The sequence below is a fragment of the Streptomyces sp. NPDC101165 genome (genome assembly GCF_044768135.1).
Lineage (GTDB): Bacteria > Actinomycetota > Actinomycetes > Streptomycetales > Streptomycetaceae > Streptomyces.
This window is the reverse complement of sequence record NZ_JBIWPG010000001.1, coordinates 217461-234519: the sequence shown is the minus strand read 5'-3', so window position 1 is coordinate 234519 and position 17059 is coordinate 217461. Positions and strand designations below refer to the sequence as shown.

Here is a 17059-nt window from a genome sequence, read left to right as displayed (position 1 = left end):
TCCGCCACCCCGGGCCTTCCCCGTCTCAACGATCAAGGAAGGGTACTCCGGGAGCGGTCGGCGATGCAGCCGGATGGACAGGTAGGTTTCTCAACTACGCGGCCGCCAGTGGCCGTTCTGCCACGCCAGCGCGTCCGGAGTGAGCGGATTCATAGCCGTGACGTCCCTGGGGGAGATGGCGAAGCCCTGCCAGTGGATCGGCATGGGCTGCTGGTCCTCGTCCCGGGCGATGTGGTGGAAGCCGACGTTCATCCAGACCACCGGGTGAGTGAGCGTCTGGCCGTTGACCCACTTGTCCACGGTCTTGCCCGCCCCGGCCGGGCAGGCGCCCGGGTTGTTGCTGGCGAACTGCTCGCACTTGTTGTACTCGGTGAAGTACACGTCGTGCTTGGTGAAGCTGCGGCCCGGGTACTTCGTGGTGGGGCCGGGGACGATCTCGTACGAACGGGCGTGCCCGTCCTTGTTCTTGCCGGTCGCGCTGACCATCCGCCACCAGCGGTACGTCTTGTAGTCGCCCGCGAGTTCCTTGGTGACCTTGGTGCGGGTGGTCTTGTTGGTGGGCGCCTGCTGGCCGTGGGCGGGGGCGGTGACGGCCGAGTCGTACTGCTCGACCTTCGTCTTGGAGGAGCCGTCGAGGCCGAAGTCCAGCCGCCAGAAGACGTTGTGGCTGTGGCTGGTGGCGTAGGCCTTGGCGCCCTTGCCGATGGGCCAGCCGCGTCCGTCGCCGGCGTCGTAGTCGTCGTACGACAGGCTGCCGGTGGCGCCGACGTTCATGTTGACGGTGCCGTCGTCCTGGAAGCGCCACTCGGTCATGTACTCGTACCAGCCGACCTGGTTGACCGTGTAGACGAGCAGGTCCTTGCCCTGCGCCTGGAAGACCTTGTTGGCGCTGTCGCCCTGCATGCGGTAGGCGTGACCGCGCGAACGCGTGGTCGTGCACAGGCCGTTGACGTCCGGGTGCTGCGGGTCCCAGGCGTCCGGGACCCGAACGCTCTTGATGGTGCCGCCCGGACACTCGCCCGGCGCCAGGTTCATCAGGCCCTGGGCGAAGCCGAAGCCGGTCAGGTCGTCGTACTCGACGCTGCCGTCGTCGTAGGGGACGTCGATCTGGGCGAGGCGGGCGCTGTTGAGGACCTTGATCGGCTGGGTCTCGCCCTTGGGCTGGTACGAGACGTTCTCCAGGACGAGGCCGGCCTTGCTGTCGTAGCGCCAGCACATCCGCCAAGTGGTGCCGCTGGAGAGTTTCTGCTCGATCTTGTAGGCCGCACTGCAGTCGGCGGCCGCCGCGGGCGCGGCCTTGGGCTGGGCGACGGCCGGTCCGGCACCGGCCGTCGCACCGGCGGCCAGTGCCGCCACGGTGACGCCGACGGCCGCCCGCGCGCGGGCACGGCTGATTCGGTTGACGGGCATGACGAAGAGGCTCCCTTGCAGGACGAGCAAGTTGGAAAAGCGAACGGTGGACTGCTGTCGCTCAGCGGCGGTCGAGCTTGGCGACCTTGCGGGCGCTCAGGTCGACGACCAGCCAGCGGGCGTCGATCCAGGGGCCGTTCTTGACCTTCGGGAACAGCCGCACACAGCGGTGTTCGCCGCACTTGTCGAGCACGGCGGGCTGGCCGCCCGGAGTGGCGCGGTAGACGGCGCCGTTGAGCAGCAGCTGGTCCGGAGAGGTCAGCTCGTGGCCGGTGGCGTCCTTGTAGTCCGCCTCGAGGCCCGCGCCGAGCGGGTCGGCGATCAGCAGCTTCGCCGCCTCGGCGTTCTCGGCACGGCTCAGCGGCGGCTGCACGCCGTGCTGGGTGCCGGTCTGCTCGACCTTGCCCGTCTCCAGGTCGACCGTCTTGGTGACGAGCGTGTCGGTCTTGTAGTCGTAGAAGGTCACGTCGGCCCGGCGCGGCGCGTTCGGGTCGTCCAGTTCGTTCGCCTCCGGGTCGGCCAGGTCGACGCTCAGACGCTGCGGGCCGCGGCCGCCGTCGACGTTCTCGCCCGTGTTCAGCAGCTGCTGGTTCATGGCGAGCTTCGCGACGCGGTTGATCTCGTCGTCGGTCAGCGGGTCACGGCCCGTGCCCTTCTTGCCCTCGGCGGGCGCCTGCTCCACGACACCCGGCTGGACCGCGTCCGAGCCCTGTCCCGCCTGCTGCGCGGACTGTGTGCCGTTGCCCGATCCTCCCGATTCATCGGCCCCTGCCGTGCCCGGCAGGGTGATCCCCACCATCACCGCGGTCCCGGCCACTGCCAGAGCCGCGCCCGCCACCACCTTGCCCAGATGGCGGTGCACTATCTCGCGCACATCTTCCCCCTACTCCCCCAAGGTCCCCGGGAGTACGTGTCTGCCCCACTGGTTCGGCACACGGCAGGTAGTGCGGTCGCCGCATGCACTGGTCGGCCGGTAAGAGGGGCGTAAGTCACAGGTGGTTCCCTCACTTTCGGGCAGACTCAAAGTCAACGCGGCCCCGGCGGGGCGGCACACCTGGAAGAGTCGTGTCCATGCAGGTCTGGCCTGGCGAGGCGTATCCGCTCGGCGCCACCTATGACGGCGCCGGAACCAACTTCGCGGTCTTCACGGAGGCCGCGGACCGAGTAGAGCTGTGTCTGCTGCACGACGACGGCTCGGAGACGGCGGTGGAACTGCGCGAGAGCGACGCGTTCGTGCGGCACGCGTACCTGCCGGGCGTCATGCCGGGACAGCGGTACGGGTTCCGGGTGCACGGCCCGTACGCCCCCGAGCGCGGACTGCGCTGCAACTCGGCGAAGCTGCTGCTCGACCCGTACGCGAAGGCGATCAGCGGGGCCGTCCAGTGGGGCGAGGAGGTGTACGGCTACCACTTCGACTCCCCGGAGCGGCGCAACGACCTGGACTCGGCACCGCACACCATGACCTCGGTGGTGATCAACCCGTACTTCGACTGGGGCGACGACCGGCTCCCACGCACCGGGTACCACCACACGGTGATCTACGAGGCCCATGTGAAGGGCCTGACCATGCGCCATCCGGGCCTGCCGGAGGAGCTGCGCGGCACGTACGCGGCGCTCGCGCACCCGGCGATCATCGAACACCTGACCAAGCTGGGTGTGACGGCGCTGGAGCTGATGCCCGTACACCAGTTCGTGAACGACCACCGGCTGGCCGACCTGGGCCTGAGCAACTACTGGGGCTACAACACCATCGGCTTCTTCGCCCCGCACAACGCCTACGCCTCCTGGGGCGACCGCGGCCAGCAGGTCCTGGAGTTCAAGTCGGCCGTCCGCGCGCTGCACGAGGCGGGCATCGAGGTCATCCTGGACGTCGTCTACAACCACACCGCCGAGGGCAACCACCTGGGCCCGACACTGTCCTTCAAGGGCCTCGACAACCCGTCGTACTACCGACTGGCGAACGATCCCCACTACTACACGGACACCACGGGCACCGGGAACTCGCTGCTCATGCGGTCCCCACACGTCCTCCAGCTGATCATGGACTCGCTGCGCTACTGGGTCACCGAGATGCACGTCGACGGCTTCCGCTTCGACCTCGCGGCGACCCTGGCCCGGCAGTTCCACGAGGTGGACCGGCTGTCGTCGTTCTTCGACCTGGTGCAGCAGGACCCGGTGGTCTCCCAGGTGAAGCTGATCGCCGAACCGTGGGACGTGGGCGAGGGCGGCTACCAGGTGGGCAACTTCCCGCCGCTGTGGACCGAGTGGAACGGCAAATACCGCGACACCGTCCGGGACCTGTGGCGGGGCGAGCCGCGGGCGCTCGCCGAGTTCGCCTCCCGGCTGACCGGCTCCTCGGACCTCTACCAGGACGACGGCCGCCGCCCGCTCGCCTCCATCAACTTCGTGACCTGCCACGACGGTTTCACGCTGCACGACCTCGTCTCGTACAACGGCAAGCACAACCAGGCCAACGGCGAGGACGACCGGGACGGCGAGAGCCACAACCGGTCCTGGAACTGCGGCGTGGAGGGCGAGAGCGACGACCCGGCCGTGCTCGGGCTGCGCGCCCGCCAGATGCGCAACTTCCTCGCCACGCTGATGCTCTCCCAGGGCGTGCCGATGATCAGCCACGGCGACGAGTTGGCCCGCACCCAGCGCGGCAACAACAACGCCTACTGCCAGGACAACGAGCTGGCCTGGGTGGACTGGCCCGAGGAGGGGGCCGAGGGCGGGGGCGGGGGCGAGGACGGCGGTGACCTGCTGGAGTTCGTCCGCGCGATGGTCTGGCTGCGTCGGGACCACCCGGTGTTCCGCAGGCGGCGCTTCTTCCACGGGCGGCCGGTGGAGGGCACCCACGACGAGCTGTCCGACATCGCGTGGTTCACCCCCGAGGGCGCCGAGATGACCCAGCGGGACTGGGACTCGGCACAGGCGTCCGCGCTGGCGGTGTTCCTGAACGGCAATGCGATCTCCGAGCCCGGTCCGCGCGGGGAGCGGATCGCCGACGACTCCTTCCTGTTGATGTTCAACGCCTCACCCGGGACGCTGGACTTCCTGGTGCCGGTCGACCACGGCCGGCAGTGGCAGGTCGTCGTCGACACGGCCCGCGCCGAGGGGGTGCCACCGGGAACGGGCGCGAAGGTCGCGGCCGGCGACCGCATCACCCTGCCGGACCGCAGCATGACAGTGCTGCAACGGCCCGCCTGAGGAGGGGTGTCCGCGGGAGGATCGGTCGTATGAGGGGAACAAGCGAGCGGGAGAACGCGGTGACCCTGCTGTGGCAGGAGCACTTGGCCGCGCCCTTCCCGCCGAGGCTGCGCACCGTGGACCCGGCGGGTGTGGACATGGTGCTGCTGGACGCGGGCATCGCCGGGTGCGTGTCCGTCTGGCAGAAGAACGGCGGCCGTCTCGACGCCGGGCGGCAACGGACCCTGCACCACTGCACCAGGGAACTGGACCGGGCCCTGCCGCTCGTCACGGATGCGGCGGAACTTCGGTATCTGCTGCGCCTGCGGCAGCTGGCGGAGCTGACAGCGGCGCACTAGCGGACGGCGTCGCGTCAGCCGGCTCGTCGTGCACGCGCGCGTGGGGGGGGGCGATTTCGGGCTGCCCCGAGTGGGTCGCCGGACAGGCCGTCAGGGCGATGGCGAAGGCGAGCGCGCCGGCCGTACTCGCCTTCGCCGCTCGTCACCGATGCGGAGGAGCTTCGGTATCTGCGGCGACCGGCGGAGCAGACAGCGGCGCTCCAGCGGGCGGCGTCACGTCCGCCGGCTCGTCGTGCACGCGCGCGTGGGGGGCGATTTCGGGCTGCCCCGAGTGGGTCGCCGGACGGACCGTCAGGGCGATGGCGAAGGCGAGCGCGGCCGCCGTGCTCGCTGCCGCGAACGCCGCCGAGGGGCCGTAGGACTCGGCGAGGCGGCCGGTGCCGGCGACCGCGAGGGCCTGGCCGCCGACCAGGGCGCTGGTCGCGAAGGCCATCGCCTCGGACAACCGGGCGGGCGGCACCGTGCGCTCGGTGAGCCCGAACACCGTGATCAGGTGCGGGGCGTAGGCGATCCCGAGGACGGTGACGACGGCGTACAGGCCGGTCATGCCGTCGGTGCGCAGCAGGGGCAGCGACAGCACGAGCGCGGCCCCGGTGGCCAGCCGCCAGCGCGCAGGGAGTCCGAGGCGTGCCGGTACGGCGGCCATGGCGAGCCCCGCCGCGGCGCTCATCACCCCCATGGCGGCGTACACCAGCCCCGCCTGGTCCTCCTGCCCGAGCCGGGCCGTGAGCGCGGTGATCCCGGCCTGGCAGGCACCGAACATGGCGCCCTGGAGGGCGAGGGCGGCGCGCAGGGCGTGGACGGACCGGGGCATGGGGGCGCGGACCGCGGTGGCGGCACGCGCGCGTTCGGGACCGGGCCGGACGGCCCGGGCCGTCGGGTGCAGGGCGAAGGCGGTGCCGCAGGCGGCCACCAGGAGGGCCGCGCCGGCCAGCGCGTACGCCGGATGGGCGAGCACCGCGGCGAGACCGACCAGGGCCGGGCCGAGGACGAAGGACAGTTCGTCCAGGGTGCTCTCGAAGGAGAGCGCGGCGCCGACGGTGGGCTCGGGGGCGCCCGCGCGGCGGGCGAGGGCGACCAGCCGGGTGCGGGCCAACGGGCCGACGAGCGGCACGGTGGCACCGGCAGCGGCCCCCAGGAGGGCCAGGACGGGCGTGGGCAGGCCGGCCAGGGCGCCGGTGACCAGGGCGGCCACGGCCAGCGCGTTGGCGAGCGAGAACGCGAGCACGACCGTCCGCTGGCCGTGCCGGTCCGCGAGCCGCCCCACCGGCGGCCCGCAGGCCACCTGGCCGAGGGCGAGCGCGCCGCCGGTCAGTCCCGCGGCGGCCGGCGAACCGCTCGTACGGGCGACGAGCAGCACACTGCCGAACTGGATGGTGGCGGTCGGCAGCCGGCCCAGGAACGACACGCAGGGCAGCAGCGGCCCCGTCAGGCCGATCACCTCGCGGTACGTGTCCAGCGTGCCGTGCCGTGTGCGGGGCCGTTCGGTCACTCCCATCACCCGAAGCTAGGCACGCGTGCGTGGGTGCGTGCAGAGGGCGATGACACGAAAGACGGCAGGCTGGGTACGTAGGTTTCCATGACTTCTGCGCGACCCGGACCCGGGGTGCCCACGGCCACCTACCGGCTGCAACTCCAGCCCGCGTTCCCGTTCGCCGCCGCGGCGGCGGCCGTACCGTACCTGGCCTCGCTCGGCGTCTCGCACGTGCACCTGTCCCCCGTCCTGGAGGCCGTCCCCGGCTCCACGCACGGCTACGACGTCGTGGACCACGCGCGCGTGCGCGAGGAACTGGGCGGTGAGGAGGGGCTGCGTGCGCTGGCGGACACCGCACGGGAGCACGGCCTCGGTCTGGTGGTGGACATCGTGCCGAACCACATGGCCATGGCACCCCGGCACAACCACGCCCTGCGGGAGGTGCTGCGCGAGGGACCCGGGTCGCCGTACGCGCGCTGGTTCGACATCGACTGGAAGGCGCAGGGCGGACGTCTGCTGCTGCCCGTGCTCGGCGGTCCGCTCGGGACGGAACTGGACCACCTGGTGGTCGACGGCGGTGTCCTGCGCTACCACGACCACGCGTTCCCGCTCCGCGAGGGCACCGAGGAACTGCCGCTGCCGCAGCTCCTGGACGCGCAGTGGTACCGCCCGGTGTGGTGGCGGCTGGCCCGCACCGAGCTGAACTACCGGCGCTTCTTCAGCATCTCGGAGCTGATCGGGCTGCGGGTCGAGGACCCGGAGGTGTTCGACGCCACCCACGCCAAGATCCTGCAGCTGCTGGCGGAGGGCGTGGTCGACGGGCTGCGGATCGACCATCCCGACGGGCTCGCGGACCCCGACGGCTACCTGGAGCGGCTGCACGAGGCGACCGGCGGGCGCTGGACCGTCGTGGAGAAGATCCTCGCCGACGGCGAGTGGCTGCCCGCCTCCTGGCCCGTCGCGGGCACCACGGGCTACGACGCCCTGCACCACGTCGACGGCCTGTTCACGGACCGCACGGGGGCGTATCAACTGCTGGGTCGGTACCGGGCGTTCGCGGCACCGCAGACGGACCGGGGCGGCAACTGGGACGCCACGGCGCGGCGGGCCGCCTACAAGGTGATCACGCACGAGCTGGCCGCCGAGACCGACCGTCTCACCCGGGTGGCCGCCCGGCTGTGCGCCGCCTCCCCGGACCTCTCGCTGCGCGACCGGGCGCCCTGGGCGCTGCGCACGGCCCTGGAGGAGCTGCTGGTCCGGCTGCGGGTGTACCGCCCGTACGCCTCCGGTGACGCGGCCGCCGTCGTCACCGAGGAGGCCGCCGAGGAGGCCCGGCTGGCCTTCGTGGTGCCCGAGGAGGCCGAGGCCGTCGGTATCGTGCGCCGGCTGCTGGTCGAGGCGCCCGGTGACCCGTCGGCGCCGGACCACGCCGACCGGGCGGAGTTCCGCACCCGGTTCGCGCAGACCGCGTCGGCGCTGCGCGCCAAGGCCGTGGAGGACACGGCGTTCTACCGGTACGTGCCGCTGCTGTCGGCGGCCGAGGTGGGCGGCGACCCCGGCGCGCCCGGCGTGTCCCCTGAGCACTTCCACACGTACTGCGCGCGCGTGCAGCGCGACTGGCCGGACACCGGCACGGTCGTGTCCACCCATGACACCAAGCGCAGCGCCGATGTGCGCGCCGCCATGGCCGTGCTCACCGAATGCCCGGACCGCTGGGCGGAGTTGCTGGCCGAGGTGACCCTGGCCGAGGAGGGCGTGCCCGACGGACAGCTCGCCTGGGCGGCCTGGCAGACGGTCTTCGGGCTGGGCTCTGCCGAGGAGGGACGGGTCCAGGGGGCGCTGCTGAAGCATGTGCGCGAGGCCGGCATGTACACGAGCTGGACGGAACAGGAGCCGCCCTACGAGGACGCGGCGGCGGCCTTCGTCACGACCGGGCCGTGCGGGCCGCCGGGAGAGCGTGTGGTGGCGCTCCGCAAGGCGCTGGAGCCGCACGTCCGGGCGAACGTCCTGGGCACCGCGCTGGTCCATCTGACGATGCCGGGGGTGCCGGACCTGTACCAGGGCACGGAGGGCGAGTACCGGGCCCTGGTGGACCCGGACAACCGACGGCCGGTGTCGTTTCCCCCCGCGGCACCCGGCGAGAAGGACGCGCTGACGGCGGCGGCCCTGCGGCTGCGCGCGCGGCGCCCCGACGCCTTCGGCGCGGCGGCCACGTACGCCCCGCTCACCGCGGACGGGCCGGCCGCGGAGCACTGCGTGGCGTTCACGCGCTCCGGCGCGGTGGTCACGGCGGTGACCCGCCTGTCGCTGCGACTGACGGAGTCGGGCGGCTGGCGGGAGACACGGCTGGAGCTGCCGCCGGGGCGGTGGGCGGACCAGCTGACCCCGGGCCGGGAGTTCACCGGGCACGCGCGCGTGGCGGACCTTTTCGACCGGCTGCCGGTGGCACTGCTGGAGCGGCAGGCTGAGGACTGAGGGGCAGACACCCGCAGGAATGAGAGACCGACGCCCGCTCAGCCGACCTGTGCGGCGGGCAGGCTGCGAGCCTCGCACTCCCCCGGCTGGAGCTGCCACCGCGCGGTGGGCAGACATGCAATCGCCGGGAAGGGAGTTCACCAGGTCCGCGCCCATGACGGGCCCAGCCGGGCCGCTGCCGGTGACACTGCTGGAGCGGACCGGTGAAGGCTGGGGGACTGGCCGCCGCTCAGCCGACCTGTGCGGCGGGCAGGGTGTGGTCCTCCTGCTGCCGGGGGGCGGCTGGTCCGAGCGAGGGCCAGGTGGTGCGCAGGAGGTCCACGAAGGACTCGGCGGCTCCGGTGGGCGGCACGCGTGCGTAGACCGTCAGGGCGCGCTTCCAGGCCGGGTCCGGGGTGAGGACGACGCAGTCCTCGCCGACGGCGCCCCGCACGACGTGGGAGGGCGCCACGCACACCCCGACCCCGGCGGCGGCCATGCGCACGGCCGTGGAGGTGTGCTCGGTCCACACGGCGGTCCGGGGGCGGTATCCGGCCTGTCCGCACGCCCAGTCGAGGAAGCGCTCGCCGTGGACGACGGGTTCCATGGCGCAGCGGATCCAGGCGCGGTCGGCGAGTTCCGGCAGCGTCACCGTCGTACGGCCCGCCAGCCGGTCGTCGAAGGGCACGACGAGGACGACTTCCTCGTCGCCGACCGCTACGACGGTGCCGGGCGCGCCGACGGGCTCGGGACCGATCGCGAGATCGGCGGTGCCGCGCTGGACCGCCTCCTCCAGGGCCTCGGAGGTGGCGTACTCGTGCAGGCGCAGCAGGACCCTGGGGTGGGCCGTACGCCAGCGGGCGAAGACGTCGGGGAGAGCGCCGACGGCGATCGAGTGCAGGGCCGCGATGTGCAGCTCGCCGCCCTCGGCGCCGGCGGCGGCACGGGCCGCGCGGCGGGCCTGGGCGGCGCTGCGGACAGCCAGCTCGGCGTGCGGCAGGAAGGCGCGGCCCATCGGGGTGAGGCGCACTCCGCGCGGCATGCGCTCCAGCAGGTCGCCGCCCACCGTCTTCTCCAGGGCCTTGATCTGGTGCGAGAGCGCGGGCTGGGTGACATGCAGCAGCTCCGCCGCGCGCGTGAAGGACGCCTCCTCGACGACCGTCAGGAAGTACTCCATCTGCCGCAGGCTCATCGCGCCGCCTTCCCAGCCTTCCCATAAGGATCCTGCATCGGTTCCACAAAAACATTGCCTTGGACTCATGGCAAGGGAGGGACGGAGGGTGGAGGTCATGAACACACAGGTCATGAGCACAGAGGCAACGCACATGCCGGACGTCGTCGTCATCGGCGGTGGCACGGGCGGGTACGGCACCGCCCTGCGCGCCGCCGCCCTCGGTCTCGACGTCGTCCTCGTCGAGCGCGACAAGGTCGGCGGGACCTGTCTGCACCGCGGCTGCATCCCCAGCAAGGCGATGCTGCACGCCGCCGAGCTCGTCGACGGCATCGTCGAGGCCCGCGAACGCTGGGGCGTGAAGGCCACGCTGGACTCCGTCGACTGGCCGTCGCTGGTGGCCACACGGGACGACATCGTGGCGCGCAACCACAAGGGGGTCGAAGCGCATCTGGCACACGCGGGTGTGCGGGTGGTGCGAGGGAGCGCGCGACTGACGGGGACTCGCACGGTGCGGGTGGAGGGTGTGCGCGCCGACTCCGCGCTCGCGCATGCCGATGCCGTGCACGCCGACTCCGCGCTCGGCGTGCGTGACTTCACCGCGCGCCGCGGGATCGTCCTCGCGACCGGCTCGCGACCGCGCACGCTCCCGGGGCTCGTGCCCGACGGGCGGCGCGTGGTGACCAGTGACGACGCCTTGTTCGCACCGGGGCTGCCGGGGTCCGTCCTGGTGCTGGGCGGGGGTGCGATCGGGGCGGAGTACGCCTCCTTCCACCGGTCGATGGGCGCGGAGGTCACCCTGGTGGAGGCCGCCGACCGGATCGTGCCGCTGGAGGACGCCGACGTGAGCCGGCATCTGACCCGCGGCCTGAAGAAGCGGGGCGTCGACGTGCAGGCGGGCGCGCGGCTGCTGGACGCGGAGGTGCTGGAGAACGGCCTACGCGCGAGGGTGCGCACGGCCCGCGGGGAGACCCGGACCGTGGAGGCGGAGCGGCTGCTGGTCGCCGTCGGCCGGGCCCCGGTCACCGAGGGTCTGGACCTGGCCGCAGCCGGGCTGACGACGGACGAGCGGGGGTTCGTCGTACCGGCGGACTGGAGCCGGCTGGAGACGGCCGTACCGGGGATCCATGTCGTGGGCGACCTGCTGCCGCCGCCCTCGCTCGGCCTGGCCCACGCCTCCTTCGCGGAGGGCCTGCTGGTGGCCGAGACGCTGGCGGGGCTGCCGTCGGCTCCGGTGGACTACGCGGCCGTGCCCCGGGTGACGTACTCGTCGCCGCAGACCGCCTCCGTGGGGCTCGGCGAGGCGGAGGCACGCGCGCGTGGGCACGAGGTCGACGTCAACACGATGCCGCTGACCGCCGTCGCCAAGGGGATGGTGCACGGGCAGGGCGGCATGGTGAAGGTCGTCACCGAGGCCGGCGGCGGGCAGGTGCTCGGTGTGCATCTGGTGGGCCCGAACGTGTCGGAGATGATCGCCGAGAGCCAGCTGATCGTCGGCTGGGACGCCCAGCCCTCGGACGTGGCCCGGCACGTGCACGCGCACCCCACGCTGTCGGAGGCGGTGGGCGAGGTGTTCCTGACGCTCGCCGGACGCGCCCTGCACCAGCAGTGAGCCCCCGGATCGCGGCGGTCCGGCACCGCCCGTGAATGCGTCCGGGCGCCCCCTGGAGCCTCCCGGCCGTGTGCTTGACAGTTCACCCACGCCGTGCGGCACTGGGAGGGCGAAGCCGGGCGGACAAGTCGGGGGTGAGTCTCCTGCCGGAGCTGCGCTACCCCAGCGTTCCCGAACTGGTCGCCTCCGCGCGAGCGTTGGCCGCTCAGGAGCCCGGGCTGTGTTCGCTCAGGCAGGTGGGCCTCTCGCGAGCCGGCCGGCCTCTGCACCTGCTGTCGGTGGGACACGCCCGCCGCGCCGTGCTGGTCGTCGCGGGCGCCCACGCCAACGAGCCGACGGGCGGCTCCACCCTCCGGGTGCTGGCCGAACGGGTGCTGGCCGAGCGCGAGTTGCGGACCGGTACCTCCTGGCACTTCCTGCTGTGCGCCGACCCGGACGGCGCGAGCCTGCATGTCACCCCGGCGCCGCGCAGCCTGCTCGACTACCACCTCGGCTTCTACCGGCCGACCGGCGCGGAGCAGCCGGAGTGGTCCCCCGCGGTGCTCCCGCCGGACCGTCTGCCGCCCGAGACGCGGGCCCTGACCGGGGTGATCGACGAACTGCGCCCCTACCTCCAGGTGACCCTGCACGGCACCGATCTGGGCGGCAGCTGGGTGCAGTTGACCAAGGACGTGCCGGGTCTGGCGGAGCCGTTCGCCAAGTCCGCCGCGGAGCTGCACATCCCGGTCGAGACGGGTGCCTCGGACGCCGCGGGCTGGCCCGCCTCGGGGCCCGGGGTGCATGTGATGCCCGGCCCGGAGACGGGGGTCGCCTACCCGAGCCTGCCGGACGACGCACGGCACAGCACCTGGTACCACGCGCACCGCTACGGCGGTCTGACGGCCGTGGTGGAGGTGCCGATGTGGGCCAGCGACCTGGTGGACGACCCGGCGCCGCACCCGGCACCGGCGGCGGCGATGCGGCGCCTGGCCCAGCGGCTGCTGCGGGACTCGCTGGAGGTGGAGCTGGTGCTCGCCGAGGCGCTGCCCCGGCTGGAGGGTGCGGACGGGCCCTTGCTGCGGGCCGCGCAGTGGGCGCTGGAGCTGATACCGGGCCTGGCGCAGGACTGGATCCACACACCGCCGGCCGGTACGACGATGGCGTACGTCGGCAGTGTGGACGCCTTCGGGCGGCGGCTGCCGCTGCGGGCGGCGGCGATGCTGCTGCGGGTGCTGCGGGAGACGGACGACCGGGCGGCGCCCCGGCTCGAACAGCTGGTCGCCTCCTGGTGCGACGCCTTCGCGGAGCGCTTCCGGGCCCGCTGGGTGCCGTTGGAGAACCAGGTGGAGCACCAGTCCCGGACGGTGCTGGTGGCGGCCCAGCAGGCCCGGGAACGGGCGGCGTGAGGCCTCCACGCCGCCTCCCGCGGGCCGGACTCAGTCGTCCAGCGCGAACACCTCTCCCGTCCGCCCGTTCATGACGCACTTGCTGGAGTACGTCTCCTGGAAGTCGACCTGCCGTCCGTGCCACCGCCCGCGCGCGTGGACGGTGACGGGAGCGAAGATCATCGTGCAGAAGATCTTCTTGGGCGGGATGCGATCGATGTCGCCGTCGGCGGCCGCGAGTTCGGCACAGGCCTCTGCCGCGTGCGCGTGCCCGAGGGGCGGGTCGCACAGCAGCAGCGTGTGGCGCGTGTAGCCGGTCTGGGTGTCACCGCGCGTGACGGTGAGGTCGAGCCAGTTGCCGGTGAGCGTGTGACGGGGTGCCGCCTGGGCCGGGCCCGCGGCGAGCAGGCCGACGGAGGCCAGCAGGGCGCCTGCGGCCGCTGTCGCTCGGGTGATGTACGTCATTCCCGAAGCATCGGCGCGGCGGCCCGCGTTCCGCACCCCGACTCACCCGAACGGGACCGTACGGGCGCACAGCGGTGCGTCAGTTCGAATGCGGGGCGGCGTCTCAGTCCGTCGAGAGCCGGAAGGCGATCCGTCCGAAGCCGACCTGGTCGCCCTCGCGGACCACGACGGCACCCACCACGCGGCGGCCGTTGACGGTGGTGCCGTTGGTGGAGCCGAGGTCCCTGAGGACCCACGTGTCGCCCTGGCGACGGAGTTCGGCGTGTACGCGGGAGACGGTCTCGTGGTTCAGGCGCAGCCCGTTCGCGGGGTCGCGGCCTATGCGCAGGGGATGGCCGTTCGCCGGGTTCGGCAGCCGCAGCTTGGGCAGCCGCTCGGCCTGCCAGGCCCGGCGCAGCCGTACGGTGAAGCCGGAGACGGCCTCGACGGTGCCGAAGACCGCGCGGGAGAGGCGGTTCTCGCGGGGCAGGTCGGCGGTGAGGGCGGCGAGTTCGTCGGCGCGGCGTGCGGCGAGCGCGAGTTCCATGCGGCGTACGAACGTGTCGTGCGACAGGCGTCCCATGGCGGCGCCGTCTCGCAGCACCTGCAGCGCCTTGTCGCGCTCCGCGTCGGACAGTCGCGCGGGGTACATGGGGATCTCGAAAGACGACGTCACGCTGGTGATTGTCGGGCAGTGAACCCCCGGTGTCCAGAAACGCGGAGAACGGTTACCGCACGCGCATCGTTCCACGACACCAGCCGGTAAAGGGCGGATTCGAAAGCGGATTGATCGCTTTCGCGGCACGATGGACGGGCTACATCACGGTGAGCAGACGAAGGGGAACCGTCCGTGCAGTTCGAGGTGTGGGCACCGCAGGCAGACCGTGTGACGCTCCATTGCGACAGCGCCACGCACAGGTTGGAGCGCGACTCCGGACGCGCCGGCTGGTGGACGGGGGAGGCACCGGCGCAGGACGGCTCGCGGTACGGGTTCGCGCTGGACGACGGTCCGGTGCTGCCGGACCCGCGTTCGCGCCGTCAGCCGGACGGCCCGGACGGCCTGAGCGCGGTCGTCGACCACGGCCGGTACGCGTGGCGTTCCGCGTGGGCGGGGCGCGAGCTGCCCGGCGCGGTGCTCTACGAGCTGCACGTGGGCACGTACACCCGCGAGGGCACCCTGGACGCGGCCGCCGGGCGCCTCGGGCACCTGGTGGAACTGGGCGTCACCCATGTGGAGTTGATGCCGCTGTGTCCGTTCCCGGGACGGCACGGCTGGGGGTACGAGGGCGTGTCGCCGTGGGCGGTGCACGAACCGTACGGCGGCCCCGAGGCGCTGAAGCGGTTCGTGGACCGGGCCCACGAACTGGGCCTGGGTGTCGTGCTGGACGTCGTGCACAACCACTTGGGCCCGTCCGGCAACCATCTGCCGCGGTTCGGGCCGTACTTCACGGACACCCACCACACGCCGTGGGGCGCCGCCGTGAACCTGGACGCGCCGGGTTCGGACGAGGTGCGCGCGTACTTCGTGGGCAGCGCGCTGGCCTGGCTGCGGGACTACCGGATCGACGGGCTGCGCCTGGACGCGGTGCACGCGCTCCGCGACACGCGCGCGTGCCACTTCCTGGAGGAGCTGTCGGCGGCCGTCGACAGCCTCGTCGGCGAGCTGGGCCGCCCGCTGTTCCTGATCGCCGAGTCCGACCTGAACGACCCCCGGATCATCACCCCGCGCGCGGAGCACGGTCTCGGGCTGCAGGCGCAGTGGAACGACGACTTCCATCACGCCCTGCACTGCGCGCTGACCGGCGAGTCCCAGGGCTACTACGCCGACTTCGCGCGCGCTCCCCTCGCCGGGCTCGCCAAGACACTCGCCGGCGGCTACTTCCACGACGGCACGTACTCGAGCTTCCGCGGCCGCGGCCACGGGCGGCCGCTGGACCGGGCGAGTGTGGCCGCGCACCGGCTGCTGGGCTACAGCCAGACCCACGACCAGGTCGGCAACCGCGCACAGGGGGACCGCCTTTCGGCCCTGCTCTCCCCCGGTCTGCTGGCCTGCGCGGCCACGCTCACGCTGACCGCGCCCTTCACGCCGATGCTGTTCATGGGCGAGGAGTGGGCGGCGGGCACGCCCTGGCAGTTCTTCACCGACCACACGGACCCGGAGCTGGCCGACGCGGTACGGCGGGGCAGGCGGCGGGAGTTCGCGCAGCACGGCTGGGCCGAGGAGGACGTACCGGACCCGCAGGACCCGGCGACCTGGGAGCGGTCGTGCCTCGACTGGTCGGAGCCGGAAGGCGAGCCCCACGCGCGCGTGCTGACCTGGTACCGGCGGCTGATCGAGCTGCGCCGGGAACAGCCGGACCTCACCGATCCCGACCTGGCCGACACCAAGGTGGCGTACGACGAGGAGGCCCGCTGGCTGGCGTTCCGGCGCGGGGACGTCCGGGTGGCGGTGAACCTGGGCAAGGAACAGGCGGCGATCCCGCTGGGCACCGGGCGGGTGCAGGTCCTGGCCGCCTGGGAACCGGTGGCGGCACCGGGCCCGGACGGGCTGCTGCAGGTGCCCGGGGAGTCGTGCGTGGTGCTGATCCAGCCCTGAGCTACGGCTCCGTCTCGTCGTCCTTGAACTCGGTCACCCGCTCCAGCAGGATCGGCTCCCAGGCGCGCCGCAGCTGGATCCGCAGCAGCGTCAGGGAACCGGTGGCGCGGCCGTCGAGGTGGTCGGTGAGGCGGATGACGGTGTCGCAGCGGGCGAGCCACAGTCCGCGCAGACAGGGGCGGGCGCCGTAGCCGGCGAGGGTGGCGGCGCGGACGGCGGCCGGGGAGCCGACGGCGACGGCGAGCCCGGCGATGTCCTCGGCGGGGTCGCCGATGGCGGCCTCGGTCCAGTCCAGGATGCCGCGGACCCGTCCGTCGGCGCTGACCACCACGTGCTCGCCGGTGAGGCCGTGGTGGGTGAGGACGGCGGTACCCGTCTGTGCGGTGAGCTGGGCGGCGCCGGGCGGGGTGAGCTGGAGCAGGCGGGAGGCGTCGAACTCGTCGGCGGCGGCCAGCCGTTCGGCCGCGTGCACGGCCATGCGGCGCAGCGCTTCCAGGGAGCGCGCGGCGGTGCGCGGCACGCCGAGCGCCTCCGCCTGCCGTGCCGGCACGGCGCGCAGTCCGCTGAGCAGCCCGGCCAGGTCGGCCTCGCCGACGGCGGAGACGTCGTGTTCGTCGGCGGTGCCGCCGGGCAGTTTGGTGTCGAGGGTGAAGGCGAGGCCGGGTGCCCAGTCGCCGTGGGCGACGCTGGTCGGGACGGCGACGGGCACGTGCGGGCGGACCACGTCGCGCAGGCGCAGTTCGCGGCGGCGGCGGGCGGATGCCTCACGGTCGGGGGCGAGGCGCAGCACATGGCGGGTGCCGACCCACCAGGTGTGCTCGCGGCCCTCGGTGACGGGCCGGACTGCGGGGCCCTCGGTACCGTTCGCGGTGTCCTTGCTCTCCTTGAGCAGGGAACGGACCAGTCTGCGGACGGAGTCCGCGGTGGGTGTCGGTGCCTGGGTCATGGGTCGCGCCGTAGCCGTTCCGGGGGGTCGTCGAGGGTGT

At 72.9% G+C, this 17059-nt stretch carries 13 protein-coding genes; 6 read left to right on the top strand and 7 right to left on the bottom strand.

Translation table 11 applies throughout. The features are described from left to right. Window positions 1-90: 90 nt before the first annotated feature. Together ACIRVH_RS01015 and ACIRVH_RS01010 are read right to left on the bottom strand one after the other, a co-directional pair. Window positions 91-1410 (bottom strand): copper amine oxidase, encoded by a 1320-nt coding sequence (locus ACIRVH_RS01015; protein ID WP_403947169.1) that lies wholly within the window; start codon window positions 1408-1410, stop codon window positions 91-93. Between the two features lie 61 nt (window positions 1411-1471). Then, entirely contained in the window at window positions 1472-2284 is an 813-nt protein-coding gene (locus tag ACIRVH_RS01010) for a Tat pathway signal sequence domain protein (RefSeq protein ID WP_403947168.1), read from the bottom strand. 197 nt (window positions 2285-2481) lie between these two features. Here ACIRVH_RS01010 and glgX point away from each other — a divergent pair, with 197 nt between their 5' ends. After that, window positions 2482-4620: a glycogen debranching protein GlgX gene (glgX, locus tag ACIRVH_RS01005; RefSeq protein ID WP_403947167.1), complete on the top strand. Its 2139-nt coding sequence runs from the start codon at window positions 2482-2484 to the stop codon at window positions 4618-4620. A 29-nt stretch (window positions 4621-4649) separates the two neighbouring features. Continuing rightward, entirely contained in the window at window positions 4650-4958 is a 309-nt protein-coding gene (locus ACIRVH_RS01000) for a hypothetical protein (RefSeq protein WP_403947166.1), read from the top strand. A gap of 142 nt (window positions 4959-5100) precedes the next feature. On the opposite strand, the gene ACIRVH_RS00995 is transcribed toward ACIRVH_RS01000, so the two are convergent. Beyond that, the gene (locus ACIRVH_RS00995; protein ID WP_403947165.1) at window positions 5101-6456 is read right to left on the bottom strand and encodes an MFS transporter; all 1356 of its coding nucleotides are present in this window, start codon (window positions 6454-6456) and stop codon (window positions 5101-5103) included. 81 nt (window positions 6457-6537) lie between these two features. Between ACIRVH_RS00995 and treY the strand changes: the two genes are divergently transcribed. Then, the gene (gene treY, locus ACIRVH_RS00990; protein ID WP_403947164.1) at window positions 6538-8907 is read left to right on the top strand and encodes a malto-oligosyltrehalose synthase; all 2370 of its coding nucleotides are present in this window, start codon (window positions 6538-6540) and stop codon (window positions 8905-8907) included. 229 nt (window positions 8908-9136) lie between these two features. Here the strand turns inward: treY and ACIRVH_RS00985 are convergent, their stop codons facing one another. After that, window positions 9137-10078 carry a LysR family transcriptional regulator gene (locus ACIRVH_RS00985; protein WP_403947163.1) on the bottom strand — a complete coding sequence of 314 codons (942 nt, stop codon included), beginning with the start codon at window positions 10076-10078 and terminating at the stop codon, window positions 9137-9139. Between the two features lie 112 nt (window positions 10079-10190). Here ACIRVH_RS00985 and lpdA point away from each other — a divergent pair, with 112 nt between their 5' ends. Together lpdA and ACIRVH_RS00975 are read left to right on the top strand one after the other, a co-directional pair. After that, window positions 10191-11669 carry a dihydrolipoyl dehydrogenase gene (gene lpdA, locus ACIRVH_RS00980; RefSeq protein ID WP_403947162.1) on the top strand — a complete coding sequence of 493 codons (1479 nt, stop codon included), beginning with the start codon at window positions 10191-10193 and terminating at the stop codon, window positions 11667-11669. A gap of 134 nt (window positions 11670-11803) precedes the next feature. Beyond that, entirely contained in the window at window positions 11804-13054 is a 1251-nt protein-coding gene (locus ACIRVH_RS00975) for a M14 family zinc carboxypeptidase (RefSeq protein ID WP_403947161.1), read from the top strand. A gap of 30 nt (window positions 13055-13084) precedes the next feature. On the opposite strand, the gene ACIRVH_RS00970 is transcribed toward ACIRVH_RS00975, so the two are convergent. Continuing rightward, window positions 13085-13498, bottom strand: a complete 414-nt coding sequence (locus ACIRVH_RS00970) for an SSI family serine proteinase inhibitor (RefSeq protein WP_403947160.1) — start codon at window positions 13496-13498, stop codon at window positions 13085-13087. 103 nt (window positions 13499-13601) lie between these two features. Next, on the bottom strand, window positions 13602-14153 hold the full coding sequence (locus ACIRVH_RS00965) for an FHA domain-containing protein (RefSeq protein WP_403947159.1): 552 nt from the start codon (window positions 14151-14153) through the stop codon (window positions 13602-13604). A 174-nt stretch (window positions 14154-14327) separates the two neighbouring features. Here ACIRVH_RS00965 and treZ point away from each other — a divergent pair, with 174 nt between their 5' ends. Then, complete coding sequence (gene treZ / locus ACIRVH_RS00960; RefSeq protein WP_403947158.1) at window positions 14328-16073, top strand: malto-oligosyltrehalose trehalohydrolase; 1746 nt, start codon at window positions 14328-14330, stop codon at window positions 16071-16073. 1 nt (window position 16074) lies between these two features. On the opposite strand, the gene ACIRVH_RS00955 is transcribed toward treZ, so the two are convergent. Continuing rightward, window positions 16075-17019: an aminoglycoside phosphotransferase family protein gene (locus ACIRVH_RS00955; RefSeq protein ID WP_403947157.1), complete on the bottom strand. Its 945-nt coding sequence runs from the start codon at window positions 17017-17019 to the stop codon at window positions 16075-16077. Window positions 17020-17059 lie beyond the last annotated feature (40 nt).

Bases quoted from the DNA above. Each gene is read 5' to 3' on its own strand.
- ACIRVH_RS00955 (WP_403947157.1), bottom strand. From the start codon at position 17,019: ATGACCCAGGCACCGACACCCACCGCGGACTCCGTCCGCAGACTGGTC.
- ACIRVH_RS01015 (WP_403947169.1), bottom strand. From the start codon at position 1,410: ATGCCCGTCAACCGAATCAGCCGTGCCCGCGCGCGGGCGGCCGTCGGC.
- ACIRVH_RS00970 (WP_403947160.1), bottom strand. From the start codon at position 13,498: ATGACGTACATCACCCGAGCGACAGCGGCCGCAGGCGCCCTGCTGGCC.
- ACIRVH_RS00995 (WP_403947165.1), bottom strand. From the start codon at position 6,456: ATGGGAGTGACCGAACGGCCCCGCACACGGCACGGCACGCTGGACACG.
- treY (WP_403947164.1), top strand. From the start codon at position 6,538: ATGACTTCTGCGCGACCCGGACCCGGGGTGCCCACGGCCACCTACCGG.
- ACIRVH_RS00985 (WP_403947163.1), bottom strand. From the start codon at position 10,078: ATGAGCCTGCGGCAGATGGAGTACTTCCTGACGGTCGTCGAGGAGGCG.
- ACIRVH_RS01000 (WP_403947166.1), top strand. From the start codon at position 4,650: ATGAGGGGAACAAGCGAGCGGGAGAACGCGGTGACCCTGCTGTGGCAG.
- lpdA (WP_403947162.1), top strand. From the start codon at position 10,191: ATGAGCACAGAGGCAACGCACATGCCGGACGTCGTCGTCATCGGCGGT.
- glgX (WP_403947167.1), top strand. From the start codon at position 2,482: ATGCAGGTCTGGCCTGGCGAGGCGTATCCGCTCGGCGCCACCTATGAC.